This window comes from Qipengyuania sp. HL-TH1, from assembly GCF_036365825.1.
GTDB classification, from domain to species: domain Bacteria; phylum Pseudomonadota; class Alphaproteobacteria; order Sphingomonadales; family Sphingomonadaceae; genus Qipengyuania; species Qipengyuania profunda.
Map to the genome: position 1 here is coordinate 1,167,504 of NZ_CP142675.1, position 13,996 is coordinate 1,181,499.

The window sequence follows — 13,996 nt, forward strand, 5'->3', positions numbered from 1 at the left end:
CTGGCTGTATTGGCAACAGCCCTCGTCGCTTCACCGCTCGGTGCACAAAGCGCCCCGAGCGCGAGGATCCCGCCCGCAGAGAATGCGCCGATCGCCTACCTGCTCGACGCGTCGAGCGGGCAGATCCTCTACGCGCGCGATATCGACCGTCGCTTCATGCCCGCCTCGATCACGAAGGTCATGACGACCTTCCTCGCCTTCGAATGGATGGAGGAGGGGCGGCTGTTCCCGCAGCAGGTCTATGGCGTCCGGCCCGACACCTTCCGCAAGTGGCATCGCAAGGGATCGACCATGTTCCTGCCTGCCGATGCGCGGGTGACGGTTGACGATCTGCTCCACGGCGTAACCACCGTCTCGGCCAATGATGGCGCCGTCGTTCTTGCCGAAGGCGCTGCCGGATCGGTCGAAGACTGGGTCGCGGCAATGAACGCCAAGGCGCGCGATATCGGCATGGCGGATAGCCATTTCGGCAACCCCAATGGCTGGATGGACGACGGCAAGACCTTCGTCACCGCGCGCGATCTGGGGACACTGGCGCAGACCATGGTCACCCGCCATCCGACGAAATACCGCCATTTCGTCGGCGCGAAGGGCCTCAAATACAACGGGATCGAGCAACGCAACCACGACCCCATCATCGGGGTGGTACCGGGAGCGGACGGGATCAAGACCGGCTACACCAACCAGGCGGGGTTCGGCTTCCTCGGCTCGGCGCAGCGCGACGGGCGGCGGCTGGTCATGGTCGTCGCGGGCAGCCCGGGTGGGCGGGAGCGCAATGCGGCCTCGCGCCAATTCATCGAATGGGGCTTCCAGCATTTCGACAGCCGTGTGCTGTTCACCAATGGTGCGCGCATCGCCAGCGCCCGTGTGCAACAGGGCGGCGCCGGCGAAGTCGGGCTGACCGCGGCGGGACCGGTGCGGATATCGGTGCCCAAGGGAACCGATCCCGAGGTTTCGCTGGCGCTGCGCTATGAAGGCCCGTTGCAGGCGCCGATCGCCAAGGGCGAGGAGGTGGCCGAACTGATCGTCTCGATCGAGGGTATGCCCGACCACCGCGTCCCGCTCGTCGCCAGCGAGGAGGTGCTCGAGGCAACCCTGCTCCAGCGCGTCTTCAATGCCATGCGGAGCTGGGTCGCTTGACCCGCGGGACATTCATCGCCTTCGAGGGCGGGGAGGGCATGGGCAAATCCACCCAGGCGCGCCTGCTTGCCGAGGACCTGCGCGAACAGGGCCATGAGGTCGAGCTGACGCGCGAACCGGGGGGTACGCCGGGTGCCGAAGAGATCCGCGCCCTGCTTCTGGCACCGCCGGGCGAGGGCTGGACGTTGGAGGCGGAAGCGCTGCTGTTCGCCGCCGCGCGCGCCGACCATGTCGCACGCCGGATCAGCCCTGCGCTCGACGCCGGCGCTTGGGTAGTGTGCGACCGCTTTCTCGATTCGAGTCGCGCCTACCAGGGGATGGCCGGGGGGCTCGGGGACGGCTGTGTCACAGCGTTGCACGAGATCGGCAGCGCGGGCCTGCTGCCCGATCTGACGATCGTCATCGACGTCCCGCCGGCAGATGTCGCAGCACGGCTTGTGCAGCGCGATGGGGCCACCAGCGATGCGATCGGCGGGCGCGCGGCCGACTATCACGCATCGGTCAATTCAGCGTTCCTCGAGTTTGCGCGCAGCGAGCCCGGACGCTTCGCGATCGTCGATGGCAATGGGACGGTCGAAGAGGTCCACCAGCGCGTTCTCGGTGCCGTCAAACGGCACTTCGGGACGGCTTCCTGATGCTGCTCGGTCACGAGACCGCCTGGCGCGAATGGCGCGAAGCGCTCGGCGGGGAGCGGATGCATCATGCCTGGCTGCTCGCCGGTCGCCGGGGGCTTGGCAAAGCCACCTTCGCGCTGGCCGCAGCCCGCGCGCTGGTCGGCGCCGGCGAGGGGGACGCAGCGCACCATCCCGACATCCATACGCTGACCTACGGGCCCAAGGACGACAAGGAAGAGCGCAAGCGCGCCGATGGCAAGCCTTTCGAGCAGGCGCGCAGTATTCGTATCGCGCAAATCCGCGCCATGCAGACCCGCCTCAGCACCCGGCCGACCCTGGGCGACCGCCGCGCGATCATCATCGATCCCGCCGACGACCTCGAGCGGAACGCCGCCAATGCGCTACTCAAGAGCCTCGAGGAGCCACCGGTCGGCACGTTCTTCCTCTTGGTCGCGCACAGTCCCGCACGCTTGCTCCCGACGATCCGCTCGCGCTGCCGGGTGCTACGTTTCCCGACGATTCCGGACATGGACATGGATCGCCTGCTCGCGGATCTGGCCCCCAGCGCAGACGATCTGACACGCGCGGCGGCCATCGCCGCAGCAGCCGGGTCACCCGGCGCGGCGCTCCAGTTCGTCGACATGGAGCTCGGCAAGGTCGCACAGGCGATGCGCAATATTCTCGACCGCGGCGATCCCGATTTCCAGCTGCGCGGCACGCTCGCCGGGCTGATCGGCGCGCGGCCCGACCGCGACCGGATACGTGCCGTGCTCGAGCTGGCGCGCTCGGTCGTCGCGCAGCGGCTTGACCCCGGCCTCGCCGATCCGCGTCCGGTGATCGATACGCATAGCGAGCTGGTCCGGCTCACGGGCGAACAGCCAACCTATAATTTCGACGCCGGATTGCTTGCGATGGAAATCGGCACCTTGCTCGCCAACGCCGCTACGGCTAGCGAGCGGGCCGATGGCTGAACCCTATTATCTGACGACCGCGATCCACTATCCCAATGGCAAGCCGCATATCGGCCATGCCTATGAGACGATCGCGGCCGACGTAATCGCCCGCTTCCAGCGCCAGCAAGGGCGCGAAGTACGCTTCCAGACCGGCACCGACGAGCACGGGCTGAAGATGGCGCAGAAGGCGCGCGACCTGGACGTTACGCCGCGCGAACTGGCCGATGAAATGTCCGGATATTTCAGGGAATTGTTCGATATTTTGAACATTTCCTATGATCGCTTCATCCGCACGACCGATGCCGATCACCACCGCGCGAGCCAGGCGATCTGGCAGGCGATGGAGGCCAAGGGCGATCTCTACCTGGATCGCTACGAGGGGTGGTACTCGATCCGCGACGAAGCCTATTACGACGAGAAGGAACTGGTCGAGGGCGAAGGCGGGCAAAAACTGTCGCCGCAGGGCACGCCGGTCGAATGGACCGAGGAAGAAACCTGGTTTTTCCGCCTGTCGAACTATGCCGAGCCCCTGCTCGAATTGCTCGCCAAGCCCGGCTTCATCGAGCCGGCGAGCCGCCGCAATGAAATGATCGCCTTCGTCGAACGCGGATTGCAGGACCTGTCGGTCAGCCGGACGAGCTTCGACTGGGGCGTGAAGGTCCCCGGCGACGACGCGCATGTGATGTATGTCTGGGTCGATGCGCTGACCAATTACATCACCGGTGTCGGCTATCCCGATGGCGGCGAGATGTGGGAGAAATTCTGGCCCGCCGACTTGCACCTGATCGGCAAGGACATCGTCCGTTTCCACACGATCTACTGGCCCGCCTTCCTGATGAGCGCCGATTTGCCGCTGCCGAAGAAGGTATTCGGACACGGCTTCCTGCTCAATCGCGGAGTGAAGGAATCGAAATCGGCGGGCAATGTCACCGACCCGATGGAACTCGCAGAGACATTCGGCGTCGATGCGCTGCGGTACTTCCTGATGGCCGAGGTCACCTTCGGGCAGGATGGCAGCTATTCGGCAGAAGCGCTTGTAAACAAGGTGAATGCCGAACTCGCGAACAGCTTCGGCAACCTCGCGCAGCGCACGCTGTCGATGATCGCCAAGAATATGGACGGCAAGCTCGAGAGTTTCAGCACGGCAGCGGACGACAAGGCGTTGCTAGAAAAGGTCGGCGAAGCCTGCGCCGAGATTCTGCCGCGCGAATTCGAGTGCCTCAACTTCTCGGTCGGGATCGAGGCATGGCTCAAGGCGGTTTATGCCTGCAATGCCTATGTCGACGAACAGGCGCCCTGGGCGCTCAAGAAGACCGATCCCGAACGCATGAAAGCCGTGCTGCAAACGCTGTTCATCGCCATTCGCGACCTCGCGATCGCTATCCAGCCCGTGGTCCCCGAAAAGGCCGGCGCGGTGCTCGATCAATTGGGAATTGCGGGTGACCGGCGGAACTACGCCGATCTCGCCGATACGGCATGGTTCGAAGGGCTGGCCGCTACGGGCCACACGATCGACAAACCGACCCCCGTCTTCCCGCGGCTCGAGCTGGTGCAAGAGGAGGCAGCCTGATGCTTGTCGATAGCCATTGCCATCTCGAATACGAAGGTCTGGTCGAAGGTCAGTCCGCAGCGCTCGACCGTGCGCGCGAGGCAGGGGTCGAGGCCTTTCTCAACATCTCCACCAAGCGGGCCGAATGGGATCAGGTCGTCGGGACCGCGCAGGCAAAGGCGGATGTCTTCGCCAGCGTGGGTATCCATCCGCATAACGCCGACGAACACCTCGACCTGACCCGCACCGAATTGCTCGAAGCCACGCGCGATCCCAATGTTATCGGGATCGGCGAGACCGGGCTCGATTATTATTACGACCATTCCGACCGCGAAGCGCAGCAGCGGCTGTTCCGCCTCCATATCGATGTCGCGCGCGAAGTGCAGCTGCCCGTCATCATCCATACCCGCGATGCCGAGGATGATACGCTGGCGATCCTCGAGGACGAGTTGGGCAAGGGCGCTTTCCCCGCGCTGATCCACTGCTTCACCGCCTCCGCCGAATTCGGCGAGCGGGTGCTCGACCTCGGCCTGTCGGTTTCGATCTCGGGGATCGTGACCTTCAAGAACGCGAAGGATTTGCAGGCATTCGCCAAGGATATCCCGCCAGATCGGCTGCTGGTCGAAACCGACAGCCCGTTCCTTGCGCCCGTTCCGCACCGCGGCCGGCCGTGCGAGCCGGGCTTCGTGCGCGATACGGCGCAATTCCTTGCCGATCTGCGCGGGGAAAGCCTTGAGAGCCTGGCGGACTATACGACACGCAACTTCTACGCGCTCTTCAGCAAGGCGGACGCGTGAAGGTACTGATGCTCGGCTCTGGCACCTCCACCGGGGTGCCGCGGATTGGCAATGACTGGGGTGAGTGCGATCCCGCCGAACCGCGCAACCGGCGCTCGCGCGTGTCGGTAATCGTCGAAAACGACGCTGGCCAGAAGATCCTCGTCGACACCTCGACCGATTTGCGCGCGCAATTGCTCGGCAACAATATCGAGAAAGTCGATGCGGTGTTCTGGACGCATGACCATGCCGATCACTGCCATGGGATCGATGATCTGCGCGTCATGCGCTACGACCGCAGCAATCCCTTGCCGGGTTTCGCCAGCAGCGTGACCTGCGAACGGCTGCGGCGGCGGTTCGATTATGTCTTCGAAGGCCAGTTCGGTTATCCGACGATGGTATCGCTCAAAGATATCAAGGATGTTCAACTGGTTGCGGGGTTTTCGTTCGACCATGTCGAAATGCCGCACGGACCGGTGACCAGCACGGGTTTCCGCTTCGACGCGGACGGCAAGTCGATCGTCTATGCGACTGATTTCAGCGAGATAACGCCTGCGATGGTCCGCTGCTTTGCAGGCGCTGATATCCTCGTGGTCGATTGCCTGCGCAGGCGGCCGCATCCCACGCATGCGCATCTCGACATGGCGATCGATCTCGCGCGCAAGGCGAAGGTCAAACGGACCGTGCTGACGCATATGGACAAGAGCATGGATTACCGCAGCCTGTGCGCGGACGTGCCGGACCATGTAACGGTCGGTTTCGACGGATTGGTGATGGCCGCGTGAACGAACACCAGATTGTCTCGCTGATTTCGCTGACGGGCTTCCTGGTCCTGGTTGCCGCCGGGTTTCGGGCGCGCGAGGTCGGCTGGAGGAAAGGGTTCTTCATGGCGGGAGCGTGGGCAGGCATATTCGCGGTCGTGATCCTGTTTATCGACCTGGCCCGCTAGACCACCCCTTCATTTAACATAATATATATTATCACACTGACATTCTTGCCGTGGAAGCCGCCAGAGGAGCCCTTCCGATTGCTACCCCTCGGCGGTAAGTCTTGACCATGTCCAAGCAAACCGACCGACTCCTCGCCATCATGGCACGCCTGCGCGATCCGCAAACCGGGTGCGAATGGGACACGGCGCAGAATTTCGCGACCATTGCGCCGTATACAATCGAGGAAGCGTATGAGGTCGCCGATGCGATCGAACGCGGCGACATGGACGATCTGCGCGGAGAGCTTGGCGACCTGCTGTTCCAGGTCGTCTTCCACGCGCGCATGGCCGAGGAAGCCAGCAGCTTCACCTATGCCGATGTCGCGCGCGATATCTGCGACAAGATGGAAGCACGGCATCCGCATATCTTCGGCAATGAAGGCGGCGTCATGGAAGACGGCCGCTGGGAAGATCTCAAAGCGGCCGAGCGCGAAGCATCGGGGGCGACCAGCGCGATGGACGGCGTTGCCAAGGCGCTGCCCGCCTTGCTCCGCTCGCACAAGCTACAGAAACGCGCGGCGCGCGTCGGGTTCGAGTGGCCCGATAGCGTCGGTCCGCTCGAAAAACTGAAAGAAGAACTGGCGGAACTCGACGAGGCTGAAACCGAGGAGGAGCGACTGCTCGAAGCCGGCGACGTCCTCTTCGTCGCGGTCAATATCGTGCGCCGTTACGGCGTCGATCCCGAACAGGCACTGCGCGCCTCCAATGCCAAATTCGAACGCCGTTTCAAGGTAATGGAACAGCTATCCAAGAACGAAGGTGAGGATTTCGCCGCGCTCGATCTCGATCGGCAGGAAGAATACTGGCAGCGCGCCAAGCGCGAAACCGGCTAGGCCAGCGCCTCGTACTGCCCCAGTTCCTTGGGGTTGAGCCTTACGGTAATCTGCCGCGAACCGCCGTCCTCGCTCTCGATGTCCTCGATCACTTCACCATGCGCGTGCAGCCACGCGATCCGGCGTCCATCGCCCGCCGGAACCTCGAAAGTCCGCAGTGCCGCATTTCGGGTCAGCATCTCGCCCAGGCGTTCGAGCAGAAGGTCCACTCCCTCGCCGGTCAACGCCGATGTGGTGACGATATCCTCGTTCGTTTGGGCCTGGGCGGCCAATTCCTCGGCCAGCGCGGGCTCAAGCTGGTCCCATTTGTTCCACACTTCGAGGATCGGGATCGAGGATGCCTCCCCTTCCCCTTCGATCACATCGAGATCGCGCAGGATCTGCAACACCTGCGCTTTTTGTGCAGCGGTCGAGGGGTTGGAAATATCGCGGATGTGGCAGATGACATCGGCCGAGGTCACTTCCTCCAGCGTCGCGCGAAAAGCGGCCACCAGCTGCGTCGGGAGATCGGAGATGAAGCCCACCGTATCCGACAGGATCGCCTTCTCCACCCCCGGCAGGGTGATCGCGCGCATGGTCGGGTCGAGCGTGGCGAACAGCAGGTCTTCCGCCATCACCGCAGCTCCGGTGAGGCGGTTGAACAGCGTCGATTTGCCCGCATTGGTATAGCCGACCAGCGCCACCACCGGCCATGGCGCACGTTCGCGGCGTTCGCGGTGCAATCCGCGCGTCTTGCGGACCTGTTCGAGTTCCTTGCGCAGCCGCCCCATCCGCTGGCGGATCATCCGGCGGTCGGCCTCAATCTGGGTTTCACCCGGACCGCCGAGGAAGCCGAAGCCACCGCGTTGGCGTTCAAGGTGGGTCCAGCTGCGCACGAGGCGGCTTTGCTGGTAATCGAGATGCGCGAGCTCGACTTGCAACCGGCCTTCGGCAGTCGCCGCACGCTCGCCGAAGATTTCGAGGATCAGCCCGGTCCGGTCGATGACCTTGCGGGCGAGCTTTTCTTCCAGATTGCGCTGCTGGATCGGGCTCAAAGCTCCGTCCACGACGACAAGCTCGGCCTCGTTCTGCTCGCAGGCGATACGGATATTGTCGACCTGCCCCGCCCCGAACAGCAGGTTCGGGCGCAGGTCGCGCACCGGCAGCACGAAGCTGTCGGCGATGGCAATGCCGATCGCCAGCGCCAGCCCCTCGGCTTCGGCAAGCCGCGACTGCGCGTCGAGATCATAGGCCATCCCGCGGATGTCCGGGCACACAATTAGTGCCCGCGCCCCGCGCGAAACCTCGCCCATCAGGTCATCGTCGAAGCTCAGTTTTCGTCTTCTTCCCACTCCTCGGTCAGATCGACCGGGGTGGCTGGCTGGATCGTCGACACGGCGTGCTTATAGGCCAGCTGTACGTAGCCGTCGCGCTCGAGCAGCATGCAGAAAAGGTCGTATGCGGCGATCCGCCCCTGCAGCATGACCCCATTAACGAGGAACATGGTCACCTGGGCTTCGGCCTGGCGCACCCGGCTGAGGAAAACGTCCTGCAACAGGCGCTGCCTGGCGGACGAACCCTGGCTGGCGAATTGCGTGGTATCGACCGGCTGCGAAGGCATGATCGTGCTGATCGCGTGCTTGTAGACAAGCTGCGACTGGCCATCGCGGCGCAGCAGGATCGAGAAATTGTCGAACCACGTGACGATGCCCTGAAGCTTGACGCCCTTGACCAGAAACATGGTCACCGGAGCCTTGTTCTTGCGGAGCAGGTTGAGGAAGGCGTCCTGCAGGTTGGCAGGGCGGCTTGCCGGGCCCGTTTCGGGCGATTTTGGGCGCGGTCGTGCCGAAAGTGTTCGATCGCCGGACATGTACTTTTCCCGTTTTTGGCAGCCCGTGGAAAGGCCGCAATCTGGGCGCCCACCACGCCCGAGTGTATCCGCAAATCTTCGCGGACCTGCCTATTGTGGAAGACAATCCCAAGTAGCGCAACGGATTCCTTGTTTTGTCAGACAATGTCCAACTTTCGCGGGACGCGTCAGTTCTTCCGCTCCGGTCCCTTGCGCTCGACCATACCCAGCAGCTTGAGTTTGCGGTGCAGCGCCGAGCGTTCCATGCCGATGAAGTTCGCGGTCTTCGAGATATTCCCGGAAAAACGACGGATCTGCACGGTCAGATACTCGCGTTCGAAATTCTCGCGCGCTTCGCGTAGCGGGGCGCCCATCATCGCCCCCACTCCGCCGCTGCCGCCGGCCTTGCCGCCAAGCACTTCTTCGGGAAGCATGTCGACCTCGATCCGTTCAAGGCTGTCGCGCGGGGTCAGGATGATCGTGCGCTCGACCACATTGCGCAGCTGGCGCACATTTCCAGGCCAGTCATAGGCTTGGAGTGCGGCCATCGCCTCTTCGCTGATCGTGGGTGGCCGCAGGCCCTGCTCGGTCGCATAGCGGGCAAAAAAGCTGTCGGCGAGCGCCGGGATGTCGTCGCGCCGCGCGGCCAGCGAGGGGACTTCCACCGGAACGACGTTCAGCCGGTAGAACAGATCCTCGCGAAAGCGTTTCTCTTCCATTTCACCCGCCAGATCGCGCGAGGTCGAGGAGACGACGCGCACATCGACGCCGATCTGCCGTGTCCCGCCGACACGGACGAAACTCTGCTCGGTCAGGACACGCAGGATGCGGGCCTGCGTCGACAGCGGCATGTCGGCAACTTCGTCGAGATACAGCGTGCCCCCATCCGCGGTTTCCAGCAGTCCCGGGCGGACCAGCTTGCCATCGGCTTCCTCGCCGAACAGTTCCTCTTCGAACCGCTCGGGCGTAATCCGCGCAGAATTGACAATGACGAAGGCCTTGTCCGTCCGCGAGCTCCAGCTGTGGAGCAGGCGCGCGGCGACCTCTTTGCCGGCGCCGGCAGGACCGGTCACCAGTACCCGGCTCCCTGTGCTGGCGACCCGCTTGAGCGTGGCGCGCACGGCGTTGATGACCGCCGAGTTGCCGGTGAACTCGTCGCCCTGCCCCTGGTTCTCGCGCAGGCGCGTGTTCTCGCGGCGCAGGCGTTCGGTCTCGGTGGCACGCTCGACCAGATGCAGGAGGCGCTCGGCCTCGAACGGCTTCTCGATGAAATCGACCGCGCCGCGGCTGACCGCGCTGACCGCAGTGTCGATATTGCCGTGGCCCGAAAAGATGATCACCGGCAGGTCAGGCTCGCGTGCCTTGATCGCGTCGAGCACCTCCAGCCCGTCCATCGGGCTGCCGTGCAGCCACACGTCGAGCAGGACCAGGCTCGGCCGCTTGTCGTCGATCGCCTCAAGCGCCGAGGTGCTGTCGCCCGCGGTGCGGCATTCATAGCCCTCGTCGCTCAGCACTCCGGCAACCAGTTCGCGGATGTCGCGTTCGTCGTCGACGATGAGAATATCCAGCGCCATGCGTCCCTATCCTTCTTTTTTCATGCTTGTCTGCGCGTCGCCATCGAGGGCGAGCGGATCGCGCGCGAACCGCATGGTCACGCGCGTGCCCCCGGTTTCGACCGAGGTGAATGTCATTTCGCCGCCGTGTTCCTCGACGATCTTGTTGACGATCGCGAGCCCGAGGCCGGTGCCCTTCTCGCGCGTCGTCACATAGGGTTCGAGGATATTCACGCGGTCCTGCGGCAGGCCGATGCCATTGTCCTCGATCGACACGGTGACGTCCTCGTCGCCGGGTTCGACCTCGACCGTGATCTTGCCGCGGTAATCGACATCGGCAGTGTGCGCCTTCGCCTCGATCGCCTCATAGGCGTTCTTGAGCGTATTGGTCAGCGCCTGCCCCAATTGATGCCGGTCACACTGGATCCGCACCGGGGGGGCTGCGGTGGTGTGGAAGCGGTAATCCACGTTCTGATGCGCCACTTCCTGCAGAAACAGCGACTGGCGGATAAGGTCGATCGCATCCTCGGTGCGGAAGGTCGGCTTGGGCAGCCTCGCGAAACTGGAAAATTCATCGACCATCTTCCGCAGGTCGCCGACCTGCCGCACGATCGTATTGGTAAGCTCGTCGAACAGCTCGCCATCGATTTCGATCTGCTTGCGGTAGCGCCGCTTGAGGCGTTCGGTCGCGAGCTGGATCGGCGTCAGCGGATTCTTGATCTCATGCGCGATCCGCCGCGCCACATCGGACCAGGCGGCCTGGCGCTGGTCGAGCAATTGGCGGGTAATGTCCTCGAAGGTGATCACATGGCCGTCGCTTTCGGGACCGATCTTGACCGCCAGCGTAAGCAGTTCGCCATTGCGACTGTGCGAGATGACCCCTCGCGAGAGACCCGCCCGGACCATCGCACCGATCTGCGGGGCAAGCTCGTCGAGTGTCTCGGGCAGGTGCCCTTCCCCGGTTTCGTTGCCGAGCATCGCCTGCGCTCCGGCGTTCATCAGCAGGACGTTGAGATCGGCATCGACGGAGATAATGCCCGCGCTGACCGATTCCAGCACCGCCTCGATGAAGCTGCGGCGCTCTTCCAGCTCGGTATTGGCTGACAGCAGCGCGTCGGTCTGCTTTTCGAGCTGCGCGGTCATGCGGTTGAAAGCGCGGTTGAGCAGGCCGATTTCATCCGCCCCGGTGCGCCCTTCGACGCGCAGCGCGAAATTGCCCGCCCCCACCTTGTGCGCCGCCGCCACCAGCTCGGTCAGCGGCTCGACCTGGCGGTCGGCAAAGCGTAGCGCAAACCACACCGCGAGGCCGACCAATGCGAGCGAAACGAAAAACAGCGCTAGATTGAACCGCAGCTGCAGCGCGCGCGCCCGTTTGGTCAATTCGTCATAGGCGGTCGAGATCGAGCGCGCCGATTGCCAGCTGCGGAACGAGCCTGCTTCCGCATTGCGCGCAGTATAAAGATAGATCCCGGCGGCGCGATCGATCGGCGCGACCGCTTCGATCCGCTCGGCGCTGCCGCGCACCGCCACCTGTTCGCCGCTCGACAACCGCTCCAGCGAGTTCTGCGCGAAGGCGCGCGGATCGCTGGTTTCGTTGAGACCGTAAACCACCGCAGTGCGCATCGAACCATCGGGCATCGCCTGCAGGATGGCGCTCTCGATCACATCGCGCGGTTCGGCCTGGTACTGATAGACGAGCGCAAAATTGGGATCGGTCACTTCGACCCGGCCGAGGATGGCGCGCATATCCATCGCCATCGAGATCGTCTCATTGCCGAGATCGAGCTGGTTCTCCTCGTAATATCCTTCGGCCAGCTGGTTGGCATTCTCCATCAGCCCGCGCGAATTGTCCGAGAACCAGAAGTCCACCCCCGACTGGAACAGGAAGGCAGCGAAGCCCGCGACCAGCAGCGTCGGCACCGCCGCGATCAGCGAGAAGAAGAACACCAGCCTGACATGCAGCCGCGCCGTGCTTCCGGCTGCACGCTTCAGTGCCACGCGCCGGCCGGCCAGCACCAGCAGTGCCATGGCGGGAATAAGCGTGCCGATAAGCAGACCTGCGACCTGGCGCGATGGCAGCAATGCACCATCGGGCGGCGCATTGGTGAAGGTGGCCCAGGTGCTGGCCACCATGATCAGGAAAGCAACCGCTGCAGTGACTTCGATATAGCCAAACAGGTTCTGCCGCCGCGAGGTAACCACGAACCTGCGCCACCAGCGCGGTATCTGCCGCCTTGTTCCTGCTATGCTTGTCGTCATCGTGGCGCACATACAACGGGACTGTTGCAAAGTTGCAAGTGCAAATTCGATCAGTTGTGGACGGCAGCGGATGGATGTCGACGCTATCGCCTGCGGGTGAAGGTTTCCGGCGCGATGTCGAGCTCTGAAAGTCGCTTGCGCAGAGTGTTGCGATTGATACCCAGCAGGCGCGCCGCGCGAAGCTGATTGCCCTCGGTCCGTTCGAGCGCCAATTCGAACAAGGGCTTCTCGAAGGCAGCAAGCGCGGCGTGATAGACCGCGCCATCCGCCGGACGCGCCGTGTCGACCCATGCCTCGACCGCGGCCTCGAAACCATGCTTGTTGCCATCGTCCGCATCGGTCCGGGCGGTCGGGAGCACGTCTTCAACCGCCGCGCGGTCGATCGTGTCGTCGCGCGCCATCAGCGCAAGCCGGAACGCCGCATTGCGCAATTCGCGGACATTGCCGCGCCATGCCCGTGCCTTGAGCGCTTCGATCCCATCGGCACTCGCCTGACGAAGCGGAAGCCCCTCGCCCGCCGCCTGGCCGAGGAAGTGGCGCACCAGGGCGCCGATGTCTTCCGGGCGTTCGCGCAGGGGCGGCAAATGGATCGGGACGACGTTGAGCCGATAATAGAGGTCTTCGCGAAACCGCCCGTCGGCAATCATGGGGGCGAGGTCGCGATTGGTCGCTGCGACTATGCGCACATCGACGCCGATTTCCTGCCGCCCGCCAACCCGCCGGATCCGTCCCGACTGGAGCGCGCGCAGCAGGCGCGTCTGCGCTTCGGCGGGCATATCGCCGATCTCGTCGAGAAACAGCGTGCCGCCATTGGCCTGCTCGAACTTGCCGATCTGCTGACTCACTGCGCCGGTAAACGCGCCGCGCTCGTGCCCAAACAGCTCGCTTTCGAGCAGATCGTGCGGGATCGCCGCCATGTTGACCGCAACGAAGGGTCCGGTCTTGCGCGAGCCCAACTGGTGGATCGCCTCGGCAACCAGTTCCTTGCCCGTGCCGCTTTCGCCGGTGATCAGCACGGTGAGATCATTGCGCAGCACGCGGGTGATCATGCGGTAGACGCCCTGCATCGCAGGACTGCGCCCGATCAGCGGCAGCGCGCTGTCCTCGGCCTCATCCTCACGCTCGCTCGAAGGACGATTGGCGACCGCCTGCGCCACCGCCTGCGTCAGTTCGTCGAGGTCGAACGGCTTGGGGAAATATTCGAACGCATCGCTGTCGCTCGCACGCACCGCCGTATCGAGCGTGTTCTGCGCGGACAATACGATGACCGGCATGGCTGGGGCCAGCCTGCGAACGGTGTCGATCGATGCCAGTCCGTCGCCATCTTCCAGCATCACGTCGGTGAGCATCACGTCGAAGCGGTTGTCGGCCAGCAAGGCATCGCGCCGCGCTATGCTCTCGCAGGCGGTAACATCGAAGCCTTCTTCGCGCAGCGCCTCGGTAATCACCGTCGCGATGCCCTTGTCGTCTTCGACCAGAAGAACAGTATGCGCCATCGTTCTC

General features: G+C 63.8%; 13 protein-coding genes. 8 read left to right on the top strand and 5 right to left on the bottom strand.

What is annotated here, in order from left to right; all coding sequences use genetic code 11:
• The first annotated feature begins 9 nt into the window (after window positions 1-9).
• The 8 genes from VWN43_RS06315 (at window position 10) to mazG (ending at window position 6,853) form a co-directional block, all read left to right on the top strand.
• On the top strand, window positions 10-1,140 hold the full coding sequence (locus VWN43_RS06315) for a D-alanyl-D-alanine carboxypeptidase family protein (RefSeq protein WP_320180214.1): 1,131 nt from the start codon (window positions 10-12) through the stop codon (window positions 1,138-1,140).
• The gene (gene tmk, locus VWN43_RS06320) at window positions 1,137-1,775 is read left to right on the top strand and encodes a dTMP kinase (protein WP_320180213.1); all 639 of its coding nucleotides are present in this window, start codon (window positions 1,137-1,139) and stop codon (window positions 1,773-1,775) included. The genes VWN43_RS06315 and tmk overlap by 4 nt, the downstream gene beginning before the upstream one ends.
• The gene (locus tag VWN43_RS06325; protein WP_320180212.1) at window positions 1,775-2,725 is read left to right on the top strand and encodes a DNA polymerase III subunit delta'; all 951 of its coding nucleotides are present in this window, start codon (window positions 1,775-1,777) and stop codon (window positions 2,723-2,725) included. The genes tmk and VWN43_RS06325 overlap by 1 nt, the downstream gene beginning before the upstream one ends.
• Window positions 2,718-4,277, top strand: a complete 1,560-nt coding sequence (gene metG, locus VWN43_RS06330) for a methionine--tRNA ligase (protein ID WP_320180211.1) — start codon at window positions 2,718-2,720, stop codon at window positions 4,275-4,277. Before VWN43_RS06325 ends, metG begins: the two co-directional genes overlap by 8 nt.
• Entirely contained in the window at window positions 4,277-5,053 is a 777-nt protein-coding gene (locus VWN43_RS06335; RefSeq protein ID WP_320180210.1) for a TatD family hydrolase, read from the top strand. Before metG ends, VWN43_RS06335 begins: the two co-directional genes overlap by 1 nt.
• Window positions 5,050-5,817, top strand: coding sequence for an MBL fold metallo-hydrolase (locus VWN43_RS06340; RefSeq protein WP_320180209.1), 768 nt, complete (start codon window positions 5,050-5,052; stop codon window positions 5,815-5,817). Before VWN43_RS06335 ends, VWN43_RS06340 begins: the two co-directional genes overlap by 4 nt.
• Window positions 5,814-5,981: a hypothetical protein gene (locus VWN43_RS06345; protein WP_320180208.1), complete on the top strand. Its 168-nt coding sequence runs from the start codon at window positions 5,814-5,816 to the stop codon at window positions 5,979-5,981. Before VWN43_RS06340 ends, VWN43_RS06345 begins: the two co-directional genes overlap by 4 nt.
• Before the next feature lie 107 nt (window positions 5,982-6,088).
• The gene (gene mazG / locus VWN43_RS06350; protein WP_320180207.1) at window positions 6,089-6,853 is read left to right on the top strand and encodes a nucleoside triphosphate pyrophosphohydrolase; all 765 of its coding nucleotides are present in this window, start codon (window positions 6,089-6,091) and stop codon (window positions 6,851-6,853) included.
• Here the strand turns inward: mazG and hflX are convergent.
• The 5 genes from hflX to ntrC all read right to left on the bottom strand — a co-directional run bounded on the left by hflX (window position 6,850) and on the right by ntrC (window position 13,989).
• Window positions 6,850-8,145 carry a GTPase HflX gene (gene hflX, locus VWN43_RS06355; protein WP_320180206.1) on the bottom strand — a complete coding sequence of 432 codons (1,296 nt, stop codon included), beginning with the start codon at window positions 8,143-8,145 and terminating at the stop codon, window positions 6,850-6,852. The genes mazG and hflX overlap by 4 nt on opposite strands.
• Window positions 8,146-8,162: 17 nt before the next feature.
• Window positions 8,163-8,702 (bottom strand): RNA chaperone Hfq, encoded by a 540-nt coding sequence (gene hfq / locus VWN43_RS06360; RefSeq protein WP_320180205.1) that lies wholly within the window; start codon window positions 8,700-8,702, stop codon window positions 8,163-8,165.
• A gap of 167 nt (window positions 8,703-8,869) precedes the next feature.
• Complete coding sequence (gene ntrX, locus VWN43_RS06365; protein WP_253515593.1) at window positions 8,870-10,255, bottom strand: nitrogen assimilation response regulator NtrX; 1,386 nt, start codon at window positions 10,253-10,255, stop codon at window positions 8,870-8,872.
• A 6-nt stretch (window positions 10,256-10,261) separates the two neighbouring features.
• Window positions 10,262-12,493, bottom strand: coding sequence for a sensor histidine kinase (locus VWN43_RS06370; protein WP_253515592.1), 2,232 nt, complete (start codon window positions 12,491-12,493; stop codon window positions 10,262-10,264).
• An 83-nt stretch (window positions 12,494-12,576) separates the two neighbouring features.
• The gene (ntrC, locus tag VWN43_RS06375) at window positions 12,577-13,989 is read right to left on the bottom strand and encodes a nitrogen regulation protein NR(I) (protein ID WP_320180204.1); all 1,413 of its coding nucleotides are present in this window, start codon (window positions 13,987-13,989) and stop codon (window positions 12,577-12,579) included.
• Window positions 13,990-13,996 lie beyond the last annotated feature (7 nt).

Bases quoted from the DNA above. Each gene is read 5' to 3' on its own strand.
- VWN43_RS06325 (WP_320180212.1), top strand. From the start codon at position 1,775: ATGCTGCTCGGTCACGAGACCGCCTGGCGCGAATGGCGCGAAGCGCTC.
- metG (WP_320180211.1), top strand. From the start codon at position 2,718: ATGGCTGAACCCTATTATCTGACGACCGCGATCCACTATCCCAATGGC.
- ntrX (WP_253515593.1), bottom strand. From the start codon at position 10,255: ATGGCGCTGGATATTCTCATCGTCGACGACGAACGCGACATCCGCGAA.
- hfq (WP_320180205.1), bottom strand. From the start codon at position 8,702: ATGTCCGGCGATCGAACACTTTCGGCACGACCGCGCCCAAAATCGCCC.
- hflX (WP_320180206.1), bottom strand. From the start codon at position 8,145: ATGGGCGAGGTTTCGCGCGGGGCGCGGGCACTAATTGTGTGCCCGGAC.
- VWN43_RS06335 (WP_320180210.1), top strand. From the start codon at position 4,277: ATGCTTGTCGATAGCCATTGCCATCTCGAATACGAAGGTCTGGTCGAA.
- ntrC (WP_320180204.1), bottom strand. From the start codon at position 13,989: ATGGCGCATACTGTTCTTCTGGTCGAAGACGACAAGGGCATCGCGACG.
- VWN43_RS06370 (WP_253515592.1), bottom strand. From the start codon at position 12,493: ATGACGACAAGCATAGCAGGAACAAGGCGGCAGATACCGCGCTGGTGG.
- mazG (WP_320180207.1), top strand. From the start codon at position 6,089: ATGTCCAAGCAAACCGACCGACTCCTCGCCATCATGGCACGCCTGCGC.